At 40.6% G+C, this 19,301-nt stretch carries 13 protein-coding genes and 4 pseudogenes; 15 read left to right on the top strand and 2 right to left on the bottom strand.

Translation table 11 applies throughout. From position 1 onward, the window contains the following. Nucleotides 1-9: 9 nt before the first annotated feature. The 12 genes and pseudogenes from AB1F57_RS08935 (at nucleotide 10) to AB1F57_RS08880 (ending at nucleotide 11,874) form a co-directional block, all read left to right on the top strand. Complete coding sequence (locus tag AB1F57_RS08935) at nucleotides 10-393, top strand: hypothetical protein (protein WP_367985644.1); 384 nt, start codon at nucleotides 10-12, stop codon at nucleotides 391-393. Nucleotides 394-401: 8 nt separating this feature from the next. Continuing rightward, nucleotides 402-635, top strand: coding sequence for a transcriptional regulator (locus AB1F57_RS08930; protein ID WP_138125622.1), 234 nt, complete (start codon nucleotides 402-404; stop codon nucleotides 633-635). Between the two features lie 2 nt (nucleotides 636-637). After that, nucleotides 638-775 (top strand): annotated as a pseudogene (locus tag AB1F57_RS08925) (CPBP family intramembrane glutamate endopeptidase); the annotation flags it as partial. A 253-nt stretch (nucleotides 776-1,028) separates the two neighbouring features. Then, a pseudogene (locus AB1F57_RS08920) lies at nucleotides 1,029-2,229 on the top strand (IS110 family transposase). A gap of 149 nt (nucleotides 2,230-2,378) precedes the next feature. Then, nucleotides 2,379-2,837 carry a CPBP family intramembrane glutamic endopeptidase gene (locus AB1F57_RS08915; protein ID WP_367985643.1) on the top strand — a complete coding sequence of 153 codons (459 nt, stop codon included), beginning with the start codon at nucleotides 2,379-2,381 and terminating at the stop codon, nucleotides 2,835-2,837. A 76-nt stretch (nucleotides 2,838-2,913) separates the two neighbouring features. Continuing rightward, complete coding sequence (locus AB1F57_RS08910; RefSeq protein ID WP_367985642.1) at nucleotides 2,914-3,402, top strand: hypothetical protein; 489 nt, start codon at nucleotides 2,914-2,916, stop codon at nucleotides 3,400-3,402. After that, nucleotides 3,402-5,219, top strand: a pseudogene (locus AB1F57_RS08905) (VirD4-like conjugal transfer protein, CD1115 family). The gene AB1F57_RS08910 and the pseudogene AB1F57_RS08905 overlap by 1 nt, the downstream one beginning before the upstream one ends. Nucleotides 5,220-5,236: 17 nt before the next feature. Then, entirely contained in the window at nucleotides 5,237-5,479 is a 243-nt protein-coding gene (locus AB1F57_RS08900; RefSeq protein WP_001072171.1) for a hypothetical protein, read from the top strand. A gap of 18 nt (nucleotides 5,480-5,497) precedes the next feature. Further along, nucleotides 5,498-6,348 (top strand): annotated as a pseudogene (locus tag AB1F57_RS08895) (conjugal transfer protein TrbL). A 61-nt stretch (nucleotides 6,349-6,409) separates the two neighbouring features. Continuing rightward, nucleotides 6,410-6,766 carry a PrgI family protein gene (locus AB1F57_RS08890; RefSeq protein WP_240016523.1) on the top strand — a complete coding sequence of 119 codons (357 nt, stop codon included), beginning with the start codon at nucleotides 6,410-6,412 and terminating at the stop codon, nucleotides 6,764-6,766. Next, nucleotides 6,720-9,071 (top strand): VirB4-like conjugal transfer ATPase, CD1110 family, encoded by a 2,352-nt coding sequence (locus tag AB1F57_RS08885; protein ID WP_367985641.1) that lies wholly within the window; start codon nucleotides 6,720-6,722, stop codon nucleotides 9,069-9,071. The genes AB1F57_RS08890 and AB1F57_RS08885 overlap by 47 nt, the downstream gene beginning before the upstream one ends. Nucleotide 9,072: 1 nt before the next feature. Further along, the gene (locus AB1F57_RS08880; RefSeq protein ID WP_367985640.1) at nucleotides 9,073-11,874 is read left to right on the top strand and encodes a phage tail tip lysozyme; all 2,802 of its coding nucleotides are present in this window, start codon (nucleotides 9,073-9,075) and stop codon (nucleotides 11,872-11,874) included. Nucleotides 11,875-11,935: 61 nt separating this feature from the next. Here the strand turns inward: AB1F57_RS08880 and AB1F57_RS08875 are convergent, their stop codons facing one another. Together AB1F57_RS08875 and AB1F57_RS08870 are read right to left on the bottom strand one after the other, a co-directional pair. Next, on the bottom strand, nucleotides 11,936-12,781 hold the full coding sequence (locus AB1F57_RS08875) for a nucleotidyl transferase AbiEii/AbiGii toxin family protein (protein WP_367985639.1): 846 nt from the start codon (nucleotides 12,779-12,781) through the stop codon (nucleotides 11,936-11,938). Then, nucleotides 12,778-13,368, bottom strand: a complete 591-nt coding sequence (locus AB1F57_RS08870) for a type IV toxin-antitoxin system AbiEi family antitoxin domain-containing protein (protein WP_367985638.1) — start codon at nucleotides 13,366-13,368, stop codon at nucleotides 12,778-12,780. Before AB1F57_RS08870 ends, AB1F57_RS08875 begins: the two co-directional genes overlap by 4 nt. Nucleotides 13,369-13,646: 278 nt before the next feature. On the opposite strand from AB1F57_RS08870, the gene AB1F57_RS08865 reads away from it, so the two are divergent. The 3 genes from AB1F57_RS08865 to AB1F57_RS08855 are packed head-to-tail and all read left to right on the top strand — an operon-like array spanning nucleotide 13,647 to nucleotide 19,269. Beyond that, on the top strand, nucleotides 13,647-18,542 hold the full coding sequence (locus AB1F57_RS08865; protein ID WP_367985637.1) for an SspB-related isopeptide-forming adhesin: 4,896 nt from the start codon (nucleotides 13,647-13,649) through the stop codon (nucleotides 18,540-18,542). Continuing rightward, nucleotides 18,543-18,734: a thrombospondin type 3 repeat-containing protein gene (locus tag AB1F57_RS08860; RefSeq protein ID WP_001068450.1), complete on the top strand. Its 192-nt coding sequence runs from the start codon at nucleotides 18,543-18,545 to the stop codon at nucleotides 18,732-18,734. It begins immediately after the preceding gene. Continuing rightward, nucleotides 18,718-19,269 carry a hypothetical protein gene (locus AB1F57_RS08855; RefSeq protein ID WP_367985636.1) on the top strand — a complete coding sequence of 184 codons (552 nt, stop codon included), beginning with the start codon at nucleotides 18,718-18,720 and terminating at the stop codon, nucleotides 19,267-19,269. Before AB1F57_RS08860 ends, AB1F57_RS08855 begins: the two co-directional genes overlap by 17 nt. The last annotated feature ends 32 nt before the right edge of the window (nucleotides 19,270-19,301 follow it).

The raw sequence follows: 19,301 nt of genomic DNA, 5'->3' as shown, positions 1-19,301 counted from the left end.
GAGGTGCCTATGCTTGAGGTATATCTAGGAAATAATGCCAATACAAATCAAGATTTACTAACCATTTTGACGACCTATGGAGTGGCTTATCGTTGTACAAAAGCATGTGATGTAAACCGTGAAATCTTACTGTCACTCTTTGCCAAAACCACGGATTGTTTTGAGTTGCTGTCGCCACGATTTCTTCGCTTTAAGCGTCAATATTCGATAAGTTTGAATGAAATGATTCAGCTTATTCTCCAAAAACCAGACCAAAACCTTCGGCTGCCTCTCATTGTCTGTCAGAATCATGTCTATCCAGCTATTGGACTAGACGACGTGCGAACCTTTCTTCCCAGACAGGTAAAAGAAGAGCTGTTTCAGGCCAGCTTGATGAAACAAGTGACAGGGTAGGTGTGAAGATGAATGAACGATTTTGGGATAATTTAGAAATCATTCTGGCAGAAAAAGACCTCACTTGGGCAGAACTAGTTCGCAAAGTATTCAAAGGTCAATATGTTTATCCCAGTGAGTTTAATCGCCTCTATCAAAAATTGCGACATTACAAATCCAATCGCCTGATGCCACAAACAAGATGGGTTGAGCGAATCGTTCTAGTCTTAGACATTGATTACGAAGATTTATTCAAGAGGTGACAATGATAAGGATAGTGTTGTTTTATCTAGCCATACAGCTTAACGGTCTTCTTGTGAGTTTATACCTGCATGACTATATGACGATTAAGGTCTTAATCCTGCTACAAATGCTTCTTTTAGGTGTAGCTTGTCTAGAGATTACTCATCAAAAACATACTAAGATTAGTAGTGAGGAAATCTCCGACGGGAGAAAGTACTCACTACTTTTTCTTTATGATAAAGTAGAGGTGTCTTGTTAAGTCGAGAACTCTTTTGACGCTAGACGTCGCATCAAAAACTGGCAAGGCACCTGTTTTAGAAAGAATGTTATCAAAGTATGTGGGACGCCAGACGTCGAGTATTGAAAATGACATCACTAAAACAAGGAATCATTCAAGACAAAGAGGTAATATCATGCGAGTAGTATTTGGGATTGACGTGGTAAGGTAAGTTCAGAAGTAGCCATTCTAGTCAACGGCGAGAAGGTTCATAACTACACCATGTCCAATGATGCCATTGGCTTTTTCTCGGCTACTTGGCGATTTGAAAACCGTCCACAAGCCAGAAATCATCTTTGAAGCAACAGGCGTCTATTCTCGTCGTCTTCAAGCTTTTCTGGATGAACATAGCTACGCTTATACACGACTCAATCCCTTAGAAGCCAAGAAGCAACTGGATAGCTTGCGTGTGAGAAAAACAGATCAAATTGACGCCGAAAAACTAGCTCAATCTCAGTTTGTACTGAATCGTAAATCGACGTATGTCCAAGAAGAAGTCTACCAAACTTGCGGGATCTCAGTCGATTCTATCAGAACTTAACTGAGGACATCGTTCGAGCTAAAACCGCCTGCACAAGGTCTTACAGGTCACTTTCCTGAATTGGAAACTATCTTGTCAACACCAACTGGGGAACAATACTGGAACTTAGTTATAGCTTTTCCTTGCAAGGACTTCGTGCTTGAGTTAAGCAAGGATGAACTCTCAAAGAGCATCCGTCTGTCCACTTCAAAACGGATTTCTGACAAGCGTGTGGTTTACTTAGTTGAGAAGCTGACAGCACTAGCTAATCAATCTTATTGTGCCGTTAAGAAACCCTCTCCGATCATGGAAGAGGTGCGTTACTATGCAAAAGAATTGCTTAGACTTTCTCGAACAGAGACAAACCGTCTTAGACGAAATGGTGGAACTAGCTCAGCCATTACCAGAATATGAGATTCTGCTTTCTATTCCTGGTATCGCTGAGACGACTGCAACAAGTATTATTGGCGAACTGGGAGATATTCGCCGTTTTCAGTCTGCCAATCAAATCAATGCCTTTATCGGTATTGACCTAAGACACTATGAATCTGGAAGCTTCCTCGCTAAGGAGCACATTACCAAGCGTGGCAATCCCTACGCTAGAAAGATTCTGTTCAAGTGTATTCACAATATCGCTTCAGCTAGTCACACTAATCCTTGCCATATCGCAGACTTTTATGAGAAACGAAAAAGATAATCGCATAACGACTTCAATCAACCACTACACGATTGCCTCCATACATCGACTCATTCGACGAGGTATTACCTCATTATGCATAACAAACTTTACGATTACGCTTCAACCCAAAATCGATGAAACTGTTTATGCTCTATCATTGTAACACCTTATCGTAAAACAACATAAGTGTTGGTTTTGTATACACTTTTCACTAAACTTTAGTCCAAAAGAAAACAATTTCCTTATTTTGACTATTGAACTCAAAATATTTTTCGTCAAATACCTTGATGGACTTGACAAATGGTAGAAAAACTGTTCAATCAAAAAATATGACCTTGCAAAATCGCCTAAGATGGTTGCTTCTTGGCTTTGCGTGTATGGTTGCTTTTGCAGTCTTTATCAGTTTTCTATTTCCAGTTCAGACTAGGAATCAAGCGGAATTAGTAGAAGTAGGAAAGCAGGTTTCTCATGTTATCTTTTTATTGTTTCTGGTAAATGCAAGTGTCCTTGAAGAGATTGTTTATAGGCAGTTGCTGTGGGAAAAATTGACATTCCCTTTTGTACAAATAGGCGTGACCAGTTTTCTCTTTGCTCTAGCCCATAGTCCCATTCAGTTAGGGAGTTGGCTCATGTATAGCTGTCTTGGCTTGACCTTGGCTGTTGTTCGATTGAAAACAGATTGTAAGATGGCAATCGCCTTACATTTACTTTGGAATAGTTTGGTTTCTGTCTTAACCTTCTTGTGATACCAAAATCAAGAGTGCTTCCGTATTATGGAAGCACCTTATGTTTGATAGGGAATCCAAAGAAGAGGAGGGCACCATGTCTTCTGAACAACAAGAACGTCAAGCGATGCAATACGTGGAAAGAAGTAGTTTATTGACAGTTAGAACCCTCTTAAAGCTCTTAGAGTGGTCGGCTAGGCAAGCCTTAGCCCAAGACTCAGCTTATAAGATTGGGGTTCAAAAACTGGAAGAACTCCTTCAAAGCCCTTACGCCATTGAAGCGATTGATGTTAGTAAAGACATCCTAGATAAGCCAATTGATGTGGAGAAATTCAAGGAGCTAATGGAGTCAGAAAAACTGCCCCTTGCTATTAGTTGGCAAAAAGACTATCTCTACTTTTATGCCAAGGATAAGGCCTTGCTCGATCATCACTTAGATGAATTGTTGAAGAAACTGGTGTCTAATCCAGAGAAGTTAGAAGGTCTAACCTTTGATAAAACCTTGGACCAAGAGATAGAACTGGCCAAAGAGAAAATTAGAGTGACAGAACCTTCGGCAGTCAAAACCAAGGAGGTGACCTTGTAATGTATTCTAGGCAAAAAGCATTTGTCTTTGGACTCTTAGGTCTCGCCTTTGGCTATTTCTGCCATCGTCTAACCCTACTCTATGATAGTTTAACCAATGCCCCACCTATGGAACGTTTAGCCTACCTCTTAGGAGAGGGGTTAAATCAGGTTTTCAATCCTATATGGCTTTTTTCCTTTACTCAAAAATCTCTACTTGCCTTTATCCTTGGGGTTCTAACGATGACATTAGTCTATCTTTATGTATCGACAGGACAGAAAGTCTATTGAGAAGGGGAAGAATACGGTTCTGCACGATTTGGAAACAGTAAGGAAAAGCGGAACTTTTACAGTAAGAATCCTTTCAATGACACGATTATGGCTCGTGATGTTCGTCTAACCTTGTTGGAAAAGAAGAAACCCCAGTTTGACCGAAATAAAAATTTGATTGTCATTGGGGGTTCTGGGGCAGGTAAGACCTTTCGCTTTGTGAAACCCAACCTTATCCAACTTAATTGTTCCAATATTGTCGTAGATCCTAAAGACCATTTGGCTGAGAAGACAGGTAAACTCTTTTTAGAAAACGGTTATCAGGTCAAGGTTTTAGACTTGGTTAATATGACCAATTCAGACGGTTTTAATCCCTTTCGTTATGTAGAAACTGAGAATGATTTGAACCGCATGTTAACGGTCTATTTTAACAATACCCGTGGGTCTGGTTCTCGCAGTGATCCATTTTGGGACGAGGCTTCCATGACATTGGTGAGAGCTATTGCCTCTTATTTGGTGGATTTTTACAATCCTCCAGGAAGTTCCAAGCAAGAGCAGGAAGCAAGACGTAAGCGTGGCCGTTATCCAGCCTTTTCTGAGATTGGGAAACTCATCAAACTCTTATCAAAGGGAGACAATCAGGACAAAAGTGTTCTTGAAGTCCTGTTTGAAGACTATGCTAAGAAATATGGTCATGAGAACTTTACCATGAGAAACTGGGCGGATTTTCAGAACTACAAGGACAAGACCTTGGATTCGGTCATTGCTGTCACAACAGCTAAATTTGCCCTTTTTAATATCCAATCGGTGATTGATTTGACGCAAAGAGACACTATGGATTTGAAAACGTGGGGCACTCAAAAGACCATGGTCTATCTTGTTATTCCAGACAATGATACGACCTTTCGTTTTCTATCTGCATTATTTTTCTCTACGGTTTTCTCCACTTTGACCAGACAGGCTGATGTTGACTTTAAAGGGCAACTGCCGATTCATGTTAGAAGCTATCTGGATGAGTTTGCGAATGTCGGAGAAATCCCAGACTTTGCTGAACAAACCTCAACAGTTCGCTCTAGGAACATGAGTCTAGTTCCAATCTTGCAAAATATCGCTCAACTCCAAGGACTTTATAAGGAAAAAGAGGCTTGGAAAACTATTCTGGGGAACTGTGACAGTCTCCTCTATTTGGGTGGAAATGACGAGGAAACTTTCAAATTCATGAGTGGTCTTCTAGGCAAACAAACCATTGATGTCAGAAGTAGCAGTCGCTCTTTTGGGCAGACGGGTTCAAGTTCGACCTCTCACCAGAAAATTGCTCGTGACTTGATGACGGCTGATGAAGTAGGGAATATGAAACGAGATGAGTGTCTTGTACGCATTGCAGGGGTTCCTGTTTTTCGAACCAAGAAATATTTTCCGCTCAAACATAAGAATTGGAAATGGCTTGCGGATAAGGAAACCGATGTACGCTGGTGGCACTATCATATCAATCCCCTAACCGCTGAGGAAGAGGTAGATTTGTCAGGCCATAAAATAAGGGATTTAAGCACAGAAACGACACTACATTAATTGAAATGAGGAATTATATGAATCAAAAACTATCAGGCTTTGTTTACGGAGTGGACGCCAGCTCCATGTTCTCCCAAGCTATGTCTCTATTACAAAAAGGTTTGATTGCAGTAGGAGCCTTTCTTGTTGTCATGGGCATTATCAACCTTTCAACCAACATTAAAGATGGTGGGCCAGGTGTCCGAAATGCCATTCTAGAAATTGTTGGTGGGGTCATGGTGGGAGCCGCGGGTGCTTTTGTGACTCAGATTACCATTTAAGGGAGGACAGCATATGACATGATAATGAATTTTACGTCACCTTTTGTATTTCTAGCCTCTGAAAAAGTATCTAGCGATAGCCTTTTTGAAGGGTTTCAAGGGATTTAGAATCAACCGCTAACCTAGTTAAATCACTAGCGGACTTTAATCCGACGGTGTGGTCTACATGACAGCCATTACTAAGGGGATTATGCAGCCTTGGGAGAAGCTATTCTTGCGGTTGTTCTCGTACTCGAATTTTCAAAATGGCCAAGAAAATCGCAAACTCAGGTGGTGCAATGACCTTTGAAGCCATAGCACCTATGATTGTCAGCTACATCATGGTCGCGGTCGTGATTACCAATACGACGGTTATTGTGGAAGCTATTATTGCCATTGCCTCTTATGTTATTGAACAAGTGGCAAGTCTTGTCACGAATGGTGGTACTAATTACGATACCATCTCAGGCATTAAGGGATCTGGGATTGTAGGAAAAATGATTATTGGCTTTTTTGCGATTCTCATTTGGTTGGTACGAATGGCCAGTATCATGGTTGTCAATATCTTGATTACCATTCGCTTTATCCAACTCTATCTGATGATTCCTTTTGCCCCTGTTACTATTCCAACCTTCCTCAGTGATGACTGGAGGAGTGTTGGGATTGGCTACCTTAAGAACATCATGGTCTATGCCGTTCAAGGTATTTTGATTTTTCTAATTGTATCTCTTGTTCCCTTGTTTGAATCGGCTGGAAAGATTGCTTTATCAAATGGAGCTGGAGTTATGGAATCACTCGCCATTATGTTTGGTGGCTTGGTACAGGCCATCTTGTTAATCATTGCCTTAGTTGGCAGTCAACGAACCGCCCGAAGTATTTTGGGGATGTAGGAGGAAGGGAGTCATTATCTCGCCTCCTCTTTTTATAGCTTACTTAGATTGGAGAACATTTATGAACACTCGTGTCTTTAAGGACATCTCAAAGGTTCAACACAGGGCATGGTTAGGATTTACAACTAGACAGGTTATTTTTGTATTTCCAGCCGTCGCCATAACCATTTTGGTATTGGGCTTGAACCTATTTTACTGGCAATTTGGGGATTGGTTTGTCTATGGTTTTGTTTTTAGCTTTACCATTCCACTCATGTTATTTGGGGTCTATCGACCCAATGACTTACCTTTTGAAACCTATCTCAGGTACCGATTTCATTATGAACTAACGGTGCCAGACCGTACATTTACTGGAAGAAAAGGAGACCAACGTGAAAAAATTAAAACACTCAATGAAACCAAAGACCTCTTCTTATGACAAAAAGCAAAAGACGAAAACACAGAAGCAGGAAATCAGACCTTCTACCGTAAATACGTTAGCCTATCAAGGACTTTTTCAGAATGGCCTTATGCAGGTCAGTCCAAGCTATTTTTCACAAACCTATCTTTTAGGAGATGTCAATTATCAAACAGTTGGTTTAGATGATAAAGGAGCTATTGTTGAGAAATATTCCGATTTAATCAATTCACTGGATGATAAGACCAATTTCCAACTGACCATTTTCAATCAAAAGGTCAATCTGGAAAAATTCCGTAAGAGTATTCTCTATCCCCTGCAGGAAGATGGGTTTGATGCTTATCGTGATGAATTAAATCGCATGATGAATGCCAACTTAGAGGCGGGCGAGAACAACTTTTCGGCTGTCAAGTTTCTTTCATTTGGCAAGAGCGACCAAACACCAAAACTAGCTTTTCGGTCGCTGTCGCAAATTGGTGAATATTTCAAGAGTGGCTTTTCAGAGATTGATGTATATCTTGGTCTGCTTGGTGGAGAGGAGCGAGTGAATGTCCTTGCGGATATGTTGCGAGGTGAAAATCATTTACCGTTCTCTTACAAGGATTTGACCCTATCAGGTCAATCCACCAAACACTTTATTGCCCCAACCTACCTTTCCTTTAAACACAAGAATCATATTGAATTGGACGATAGATTATTACAGATTGTCTATGTTCGTGATTACGGTATGGAGCTAGGGGATAAATTTATTCATGACCTCATGCAGTCAGATTTGGAAGTGATGATTAGCCTGCATGCCAAAGGCTCAACTAAGTCTGAAACCATGACCAAGCTACGAACCAAGAAGACCTTGATGGAATCACAAAAAATTGGGGAACAACAAAAGATGGCTCGGACTGGCATCTATTTGGAGAAGGTCGGCCATGTTCTTGAAAATAATATCGATGAAGCAGAAGCTCTTCTTCAAACCATGACCCAAACAGGAGATAAACTGTTTGACACCGTATTTCTAATTGGCGTGCTGGCGGATACCGAAGACCAACTCAAACAATCTCTTGATATTATCAAGCAAGTGGCAGGGTCTAATGATATGATTATCGATAACTTGACCTACATGCAAGAAGCGGCCTTTAATAGTCTCTTGCCATTTGGGAAGAACTATCTTGAAGGTATCTCTCGTTCTCTATTGACTTCAAACATTGCCGTGAATGCACCGTGGACTTCCGTAGATATTCAGGACAAGGGTGGGAAATTTTATGGCATCAATCAAATCTCAAGTAATATCATCAGTATTGACCGTGGCAAGTTAAATACTCCGTCAGGGTTGATTTTAGGGACTTCTGGAGCTGGCAAAGGGATGGCGACAAAACACGAGATCATCTCTACTAAGCTCAAGGAAGCAGATAGTGATACTGAAATTATTATTGTCGATCCAGAAAATGAGTACAGTATTATCGGTCAAGCCTTTGGTGGGGAAAGTATTGATATTGCCCCAGATTCAACTACCTTCTTAAATGTCTTAGATCTATCAGATGAGAATATGGATGAGGATCCAGTCAAGGTCAAGTCCGAATTTCTCTTATCTTGGATTGGAAAGCTCTTAGACCGCAAAATGGATGGCCGTGAAAAATCCTTGATAGATCGTGTGACACGCTTGACCTATAAGCATTTTGACACACCATCCTTGGTCGAATGGGTCTTTGTCTTGTCCCAACAACCTGAACAGGAAGCTAAGGACTTGGCACTGGATATGGAACTCTATGTGGAAGGGTCGCTGGACATATTTTCACATCGGACCAATATTAAAACAGACAGTCATTTCCTGATTTACAATGTCAAAAAGTTAGGCGATGAATTAAAACAAATTGCCCTCATGGTTATCTTTGACCAAATTTGGAATCGGGTGGTCAAAAACCAAAAGCTAGGGAAGAAGACCTGGATTTACTTTGATGAAATGCAGCTTCTCTTATTGGACAAGTATGCCTCTGATTTCTTCTTTAAACTTTGGAGTCGTGTCCGTAAGTATGGGGCGATACCGACAGGCATTACTCAGAATGTAGAAACGCTTCTTTTGGATGCCAACGGCAGACGCATTATTGCCAATAGCGAGTTCATGATTCTTTTAAAACAGGCTAAGAGCGATCGAGAAGAATTGGTGCATATGCTTGGACTTTCTAAGGAACTGGAGAAATACTTGGTCAATCCTGAAAAAGGTGCTGGGCTAATCAAGGCCGGTTCAACCGTTGTTCCATTTAAAAATAAGATTCCACAACACACCAAGCTCTTTGACATCATGAGTACGGACCCTGAAAAAATGAGGACATGAGATGAAAGAGGATAAAAAGCTAGTCAAACATGCTAGGCAAAACTTTCGAAGCAACTTAAAATCAGCCCGTATGCATTATCGGAAAGAAGTTAGAGCCTTAAAACAGACTGTTCCTAAAAAAGGACGATTTCGAAAACCAGCCCAAAATTCTCTTTTTCAGGAAAAGAAAACAGAGATAAAAGGAAATCTACTCAGTAGCCAAAAGGAAGCAGAAGAGAAGTTCCTAAAGGAAATTACCTATGTTTCTCCTAGACTGTTGAAGGTAAAGGAAATCAAGAACTATCGACTTCCTCAAGCTCAAGAGCGTTTGCGGACTGCAAGAAAACATTTGTCAGAAGTGAAACTAAGTGAGAAGCAAAAGGCAGTTAATCCCAAGTTTACTTTCCAAAAAGAAAATCCTTCCCCGAAGTCTCGCTTTCAGTTTCACCAAGAAAAATCATTTGATCGACTAAGTGCAGAAAAAGACGTAAGTTCTGCCAAGCGTGAGGTTAAACAACTCAAGAAAGTCCAAAAGACTAAGAAAAACTCTACCAAAGTCAAAGTTGGATTAGGCTTAGTTGCATCTGAATCCCTTGACCTGATAGCACAGGAGGATGATTTAGATGGTCTAAGATCCATGAAGGATATTAGTTTGAAAGCCAGACGCTATGGAAGGTTTACCTTTCAAGCAGGTAAGGTGGTAGTAAAAAGTGGACAGACAGGTGTGAGGTTTACCAAAACAAAATTTTCTCATGGAAAGGAACGATTCCAGAACTTCAAAAAGGGAAAAGGATTCACACGCCAGAAACCTCTTAAACCAAGAAGACGTTACCAGACCTTTTTAAAGCATGTGAGAAAACAAAGTGTCGCAGGTATCAAAGGAATCGTCCAAGCCATTAAGGGAAGTGTGACTTTCTTTTCTGTCCTTGCGGGAAATCCTTTGACTTGGATTGTCTCAGGCATTCTCTTGATACTCCTTTTGATGATGAGCTTTTTCATGAGTGTTTCAGGTAGTAGTGTCATTCAACAAGATGAGATGGAGTTGACCAAGGCCTATACCCACATGACGTGGGAAGATGCGGAACATACGAGAACCAATGAAAAAGGGATTGCCTACTACACCAAGATTGATGAGATTATGGTTTACATGAATCATCAATACCAAGACTACAAGCTTGACGATTTCATGGAAACAGGTGGTGTGACCTACAAAGCGTTTCTCAGTCAAGTGTGGACAGACTTAAATGGTGGAGATTCTATTAAATCCATGTCTGACTTATATAAAGAACCTACTTACAAGCTGTCTGATGAAGACCAGGAAGAGTTAAAGGAGTTGACAGAAGGAGGCAACTATCTAGCCCTTCAAGAATTGGACAATCCCTTTCAGGGACAGACTGACGAGGATAGCTTAAGCATGACCTACCGATATGGGTATGAGGTCATTGATGAGAAACCAACGCTGCATCACCATATCATCTTAGAAGCGAAAGAAGGTCAAGTCATTGTAGCTCCGATGGATGGCAAGGTATCTCTTGATGGAGAGAACGTTGTTTTGACATCTGGTAAGGGAGTGAATAAGACTAAACTAACCTTGTTTGGCATTCATTCAGGCCGAGTGAGTGAACATCAACATGTCTTGGCAGGAGATATTATTGGTCAGACCAAAGACGGAACGGGTCTAAAAGTCACCTATCAAAAGGTTGATGATGATACGGATAAGTTGGTCTATGTCAATCCAGCTTTCTACTTTCCAAAAGTAATCCAGGTTCAGACCACCATTCTTCCAACTATCGGTCAGTTTGGCGGCGATGAGTTCGAGAGAGCCAAGGCAATTTATGACTATCTTAAAAGCAAAGGTGCGACAAATCAAGCTATAGCAGCTATTTTAGGAAATTGGTCGGTAGAATCTTCCATTAATCCAAAACGAGCTGAAGGCGACTATTTATCTCCGCCAGTTGGTGCGACTGATAGTTCGTGGGATGATGAGGGCTGGCTCTCACTTAATGGTCCAACTATATACAATGGACGTTACCCAAATATAATTAAACGTGGTTTAGGCTTAGGCCAATGGACAGATACCGCGGATGGGTCACGCAGACATACTTTATTGTTGGAATATGCCAAAGGAAAACATCAAAAGTGGTATGACTTAGGGTTACAACTGGATTTCATGTTGCATGGGGATAGTCCTTATTACACCAACTGGTTAAAGGGCTTCTTCAAAAATACAGGTAGTCCAGCTAGTCTTGCCCAACTCTTTCTCATTTACTGGGAAGGAAATAGTGGTGATAAGCTACTTGAACGTCAGACACGAGCAAGTGAGTGGTATTACCAAATTGAAAAAGGCTTTAGTCAACCCAACGGTGGGACAGCACAAAGTGATCCAAAATCTTTAGAAGCTGTACGAGGAGACCTTTTTGAAAACTCTATTCCAGGAGGTGGTGACGGTATGGGGTATGCCTACGGCCAATGTACTTGGGGAGTTGCAGCCCGTATTAACCAACTGGATCTAAAGCTCAAAGGTAAAAATGGTGAGAAGATTTCAATTATCAGTACCATGGGCAATGGCCAGGATTGGGTGCGTACAGCCGCAAGTCTCGGTGGGGAGACAGGGACAAGTCCACAAGAAGGAGCTATCCTTTCCTTTGCGGGAGGAGGACATGGTACACCAACAGAATACGGACATGTGGCTTTCGTCGAAAAAGTCTACCCAGATGGCTCCTTCCTTATCTCCGAAACCAATTACAATGGCAATCCCAACTACACCTTCCGTAAATTATCTGGAGTGGATAGTAGCTTGAGTTTTGCTTATACGACGAAATAAAAAAGGATATGCTAACAAAATGAATAAATGTTAGCATATCTTTTGTGTTTTTTTGTCACGATTAATCAGAATTTATAGAAATGAGAACTGTTATGAGACGAATCATCTCATCAAGAACATCTGCAAGTGAAATCCCTTTTGTATAGCTATATTTTTTTGAATAATTTTGCCATTGTTTATTCTGAATAGGGTCAGATTTGAACCTCTCGAGTAGTTCAATAATCTTTACAAAATCGAGTTCTGTTTCGCGATATGAAAATGTTCTCTGACAGGCATTTCTCAACTGAATGAAGTCAATGTCTTCTTTCTTCAGTTTGGAAAGAATATAAACATCGTAAAAATCTTTGCTTCTACTGTTCAAGAAGTTACGTGAATAGATGGTTTGAAGTTTTTCAGCTAGAATTGTTTCAATTGTATAAGCAATGATTGGAAAATTGTCTTCATCAAAAATAGCTTTATAGTCGTATGTAATCGGCTGAGGAGTTACAACATCACCTGTCGCAATATCCAAATGGATAACTTGTTTAATATTCTCAAGTTGGCACGAAATTGTTGCTCGATAGCCACCATAGTCATCACTTTCTTTAATAGCTGTGATTGATTGAATCACAAAAGATATACCTTCTTCGGAATCTGCTAAAATTTCCTTGAGTTGCTGTTTAACAGTTTCTTCTGAGAGTGTTATTTGATGGAATAAAAAGTCAATATCAACCGTGCTACGAGATTCAACTCCGATAACATTTGACAGTAGGAATCCTCCTTTGAATATATAGTGATTTGAATAGGTACTCTGACTTAATTTTTTCAAAATCACTTCAAGAAAGTAATAGGTCATCACGGAATTAAAGGTTAATCCAGTATGCTTTGATATTTTATGACAGAGTGCTGTTAGCTTAGCTTTATTCATACTAGAACCTCCAGAGTTTGTTTGACCTTGTCCAAGGTGTTCATTTTTGTCGCATATTCATAGAGTTTTGTAAGATTTTTTTTAGGATAGTCCCCATAAGATTGAAGTGTCTTGACAAAGAGTTCGGAATCAATCTTTTCTCGATGTATTACAAAATCACAAATAATACGTTCAAAATCATATACCCTTACGTTGTTTCCCATAGGAGTAGGTACAGTAGTCATTCCCAGCTCGCTGTATTCTTTAGAGACAAAGTGAATATTTAGATTAGCTGGAGGAGTATTAAAGCGGTAGCCTCTAGGAACTGTCACATCAAAATATTGTGGAATTTCATCTGTAAACTGTTGTAGATACAGTGCCGAAATATAAGAGAAAATAGCCTTAGGAAAACGATATTGAAAGAAGTAGTATTCATCATAGTCTCCGTTTTGGGTTAGGAAAATACCTTTTTCAACTCGGAAGATAATGCCTTCTTTCTCTAGTCTTGTCAGATATATTGTTGGAATACCTAGTGCTTTACAATCTTTGTTTGTGACAATTCCATTGTTCTTTTCTATAAAATCGAGTAGAATCTCTTTTTTTGACATACGGCCTCCCACTTGTTGCTTTTACACTACAATTTTACAATATTTGTGGTATAAAAGCAACATTTTCTTTTCCCTCATTTTATTGTGATAACAAAATCAAGCCTTCTTTTTTATGATGGTATTGAACTTGGGCTACGAGCTGTACAAAAAAGAGAGTTTCTCCTAGAACGGAAAGTTCTTCGTCAAAACTCCTATTTTTGTCGTGCTCGCTTAACGCCCTCGTATCTAATAAAGAGTGACAGTTTGTTGCTACATAAAAAAGAAAAGAAGGACTATTTATGACCAAAACATGTAATCATCACTTTCTTGTCAATCAGGAAAAAGGCGAGAAACACGTCTTTCGTAAGAGTAAAAAATACCGTACTTTATGTTCGGTTGCCCTTGGAACCATGGTGACCGCTGTTGTTGCTTGGGGTGGGACGGTTGCACATGCAGACGAAGTCACATCATCAGTTGACACCACCATTCAACGAACGGAAAATCCAGCCACGAATTTACCAGAAGCACAACCAAACCCTGTATCTGAACAAACTGAAAGTTTAGGGTCAACTGGACAATCTAATGGTGCAATCGCTGTCACCGTACCACATGATACGGTAACACAAGCAGTTGAAGAGGCAAAGGCTGAAGGTGTTTCTACGGTTGAAGATAGCCAAATGGATTTAGGAAATACAACTTCTGCGGCAGAAACCAACCAACAAATTTCAAAAGCAGAAGCAGATGCCCAAAATCAAGTTGAGGCTATCAACGAAGTTACTGAAACCTACAAAGCTGACAAAGCAGCTTATGTGGATGAAAAAGCTCGCATCGAACAGGAAAATAAGGAGCTGTCACAGGCCTACGAAGGGGCCAACCAAACTGGTAAAGAGACAAATACTTGGGTTGATACCAAAGTCAAAGACCTAAAAACTCGGTATGCAGATGCTGATGTGACAGTAAAAGAACAAGTAGTCTCATCAGGAAACGGAACATCTGTACTGGACTATACAAACTATGGCAAGGCTGTTGAAACTATTCAATCAACTAACGAACAAGCTGTAGCGGATTATCTAACAAAGAAAACCAAGGCAGATGATATTGTTGCGAAAAATCAGGCCATTCAAAAAGAAAATGAAGCTGGACTTGCTAAGGCAAAGGCAGATAATGAAGCCATTGAAAGGCGTAATCAGGCAGGTCAAGCAGCTGTTGATGCTGAAAACCGTGCAGGTCAAGCCGCAGTAGATCAAGCTAATCAGGAGAAACAACAATTAGTTTCAGATCGTGCAGCCGAGATTGAAGCTATCACAAAACGTAATCAAGAAAAAGAAGCCGCAGCCAGAAAAGAAAATGAAGTGATTGATGCCTACAATACCAAAGAAATGGAACGCTATCAACGTGACTTGGCCGAGATTTCGAAAGGTGAAGAAGGTTATATTTCTGAAGCCCTTGCTCAAGCCCTCAATCTCAATAACGGTGAGCCACAAGCACAACATGGAGCCAATACCCGAAATCCAAATCAGATCATTTCAACTGGTGATGCTATGCTTGGTGGCTACTCAAGAATATTGGATTCAACAGGATTCTTTGTCTATGATAGCTTCAAAACAGGTGAGACCCTTAGTTTTAACTATCAAAATCTTCAAAATGCACGATTTGATGGTAAAAAGATTAGTCGAGTGACTTACGATATTACCAACCTTGTATCACCAGCTGGAACCAATGCCGTGAAATTGGTTGTGCTAAATGATCCAACCGAGGGCTTCATTGCCTATCGAAATGACGGAAACGGTGACTGGCGAACAGACAAGATGGAGTTTCGTGTAGTTGCCAAGTATTACTTGGAAGACGGTTCACAAGTTACCTTCTCCAAAGAAAAACCAGGTGTCTTCACGCATTCTTCTCTCAATCATAATGACATTGGTCTAGAGTATGTCAAAGATACATCTGGGAAATTTGTGCCGATTAATGGTTCAACCGTTCAAGTGACTAATGAAGGTCTAGCTCGTTCTTTGGGTTCCAACCGTGCAAGCGATTTGAATTTACCTGAGGAATGGGATACCACATCAAGTCGTTATGCTTATAAAGGAGCTATTGTCTCAACAGTTACATCAGGAAATACCTATACAGTCACCTTTGGGCAAGGCGATATGCCACAGAATGTTGGCTTGTCATACTGGTTCGCCTTAAATACCCTACCAGTTGCACGTACAGTAACACCGTATAGTCCCAAACCTCATGTAACGGTGGAACTTGAACCCATTCCAGAACCTATTACGGTAACACCAGATGTCTTTACTCCTAAAACATTTACACCAGAAAAGCCTGTAACCTTCACGCCAAAGCCTTTGGAAGAAGTGGTGCAGCCTAGTCTAACTTTGACCAAGGTAACCTTACCTGTCAAACCTATTCCAAAAGAACTTCCAACGCCACCACAAGTTCCGACTGTCCATTATCATGCGTACCGTTTGACGACAACTCCAGAGATTATGAAAGAAGTAGTCAATAGTGACCAAGCTAATCTTCATGAGAAAACTGTCGCAAAAGATTCAACGGTGATTTATCCCTTAACAGTTGATGCCTTATCGCCCAATCGTGCCCAAACGACTAGTCTCATTTTTGAGGACTACTTGCCTGCTGGTTACCTCTTTGATAAGGAAACAACACAAAAAGAGAATGGAAACTATGTCCTTAGCTTTGATGCGACTAAGAATTTTGTGACCTTGACCGCAAAGGAAAACTTGTTGCAGGAGGTAAATAAAGATTTAACCAAGGTTTATCAACTGACTGCTCCAAAACTCTATGGTTCTGTTCAAAATGATGGGGCAACCTATTCCAATAGTTACAAACTCCTTTTGAACAAGGGTACAACCAATGCTTACACAGTCACTTCAAATGTTGTAACGGTTCGTACACCAGGTGATGGGGAGACAACCACACTCATTACACCAGATAAAAATAATGAAAATGCGGATGGTGTCCTCATTAATGACACGGTCGTAGCCCTTGGCACAACCAACCACTATCGTTTGACTTGGGATTTGGACCAGTATAAGGGAGATCGTTCTGCTAAAGAGACAATTGCACGAGGCTTCTTCTTTGTGGACGATTACCCAGAGGAAGTGCTCGATGTGGTGGAAAATGGCACGGCTATCACAACCCTTGATGGTCAGCAGGTATCAGGAATAACGGTTAAAAACTATGCTTCACTAAATGAAGCCCCTAAAGACCTTCAAGATAAATTAGCTCGTGCTAAGATTACACCGACAGGTGCCTTTCAAGTCTTTTTGCCGGATGACAACCAAGCCTTTTATGACCAGTATGTTCAAACAGGAACTTCTTTAGCTCTTTTGACCAAAATGACGGTGAAAGATAGTCTCTATGGTCAAACTAAGACCTATACAAACAAGTCTTATCAAGTTGATTTTGGAAATGGCTATGAAACCAAGGAAGTGACCAACACCCTTGTTTCTCCAGAACCCAAGAAACAGAACCTCAATAAAGACAAAGTGGATATCAATGGGAAGCCCATGCTAGTGGGAAGTCAAAATTACTATACTCTCTCATGGGACTTGGACCAATACCGAGGGATTAAAGCAGACAACTCTCAGATTGCACAAGGTTTTTACTTTGTGGATGATTGTCCAGAAGAAGCTTTATTGCCGGATGAAGCAGCTATTCAGTTTATCACATCTGATGGCAAAACAGTTTCAGGAATCACGGTGAAGTCTTATTCTCAATTAACTGAAGCTCCTAAAACGCTACAAGCAGCCCTTTCCAAACAAAAAATTCAGCCTAAAGGAGCTTTTCAAGTTTTCATGCCTGAGGACCCACAAGTCTTTTTTGAATCTTATGTGACCAAGGGGGAGAATATTACCATTGTCACTCCGATGATGGTTTTGGAAACCATGCTTAATTCAGGGAAGTCTTATGAAAACGTGGCTTATCAGGTGGACTTTGGGCAAGCCTATGAAACTAACACGGTGACCAATTTTGTCCCTAAAGTAACTCCACATAAGTCTAATACCAATCAAGAAGGTATTTCAATTGATGGAAAGACTGTTCTTCCGAATACGGTCAATTATTACAAAATTGTCTTGGATTACAGTCAATACAAGGACATGGTCGTGACGGATGATGTTCTTGCCAAGGGATTTTACATGGTAGACGATTACCCAGAAGAAGCCCTTACCCTAAATCCTGATGGCATTCAAGTTTTGGATAAGGCTGGCAATCGTGTATCTGGTATCTCTGTCAGCACCTACGCTAGTTTGTCAGAAGCTCCGGAAGTCGTCCAAGATGCCATGGCTAAACGTCAGTTTACACCTAAAGGAGCCATTCAGGTCCTTAGTAGCGATGATCCCAAAACCTTTTATGAGACCTATGTGAAGACTGGTCAAACCTTAGTTGTCACGCTTCCGATGACGGTAAAAAATGAGTTGACCAAAACAGGTGGTCAGTATGAAAATACAGCCTATCAGATTGATTTTGGCTTGGCCTATGTCACGGAAACAGTGGTTAATAATGTTCCAAAATTAGACCCACAAAAAGATGTGGTAATTGACTTGTCTCATAAAGATGAGAGCCTTGACGGGAAAGAAGTGGCCTTGTATCAAACCTTTAACTATCGCTTGGTTGGAGCATTGATTCCAAGCAATCGTGCGACTGATTTATTTGAATATGGTTTTGAAGATAACTATGATGAAAAGCATGATGAGTACAATGGTGTTTACCGCAGCTATCTGATGACGGATGTCAGCCTCAAAGACGGTTCAGTCTTAAAAGAGGGAACAGAAGTCACGAAATATACCTTGCAACAGGTGGATACAGAAAATGGCCTAGTGTCAATTTCATTTGATAAATCCTTCTTAGAGACTATCTCTGATGATTCAGCCTTTCAGGCAGATGTTTACCTTCAGATGAAACGGATTGCGACTGGTCAGGTGGAGAATACCTATCTCCATACAGTGAATGGCTATGTCATCAGCTCAAATACAGTTGTAACACATACACCTAAACCTGAAGAACCAAGTCCAAATCAACCTACCCCACCTCAACCACCAATTGAGATTATTGAGCCGCCTGTTCCAGCAAGCGTCTTGCCAAATACAGGCGAACAGGAATCCCTTTTGGGCTTGATTGGAGCTGGTATTCTGCTTGGTACGGCTTTTGGACTGAAGAAAAAGGAGGAGAAGTAGATGAATCCAAAAACCATTTATGAAATGGATTCAGACCAAGATGGTTTGACAGACGCTCAGGAACTGGCTCTTGGGACCAATCCATACGCTATTGACACAGATGGTGATGGTCAAGCTGATTTAGAAGAACTACAATCAGGACATTCACCACTAGTCCTACAAAAGGAGTTGTGTGATGGCTTGGAACTTTGACACCATGAAAGAGACTTTGTCTGAAATGGAAAAGGTCAATTACCAAGAGTTTATCAAGGCCTTTCTCTCATTGGAATTAAGTATTTCTGATAGAACAATCCTCAATCAGGTTTATCAAGATTATATGGATGAGGATGACCTATCCTTGATTAGTGATGAGCTACGAGTTAAAGTTGATAGTTATCAGGATGAAGTACAGGCAGATATGACTGACATTCTGGAAAAGTTGTACCGAACAGGTGAAGGCTCTAATTTTATTATGGATTTAATGTCCTCAAATAGTCTTTCAGACACCTTGGAACAGTATGAGGTTTTGGATAGTGACGATTATTCACTACTTAGCCTTGAAACCTTACAGGCCATGATTCAACAGGACTTGGCTATTTCTAGTCAGGATTATTTTGGAGATTTGGTTCACCTTGCCTTGCAAAAAGATTTACTAGACCAGAAAAGTCATTTCTTACAACACTATGTGGCAACTGTAATGGATGGTATTCCACAAGAAAGAGACCAACGAGCCTTGGTCCTAGATTAACACAAAGGGCTGAGAAACACTCTCAGCCTTTT

This window comes from Streptococcus nasisuis (assembly GCF_040836615.1).
In the GTDB taxonomy this organism is placed as follows: domain Bacteria; phylum Bacillota; class Bacilli; order Lactobacillales; family Streptococcaceae; genus Streptococcus; species Streptococcus suis_V.
Note: the sequence above shows the minus strand (reverse complement) of the source record. Positions and strands in the feature narration are given on the sequence as shown.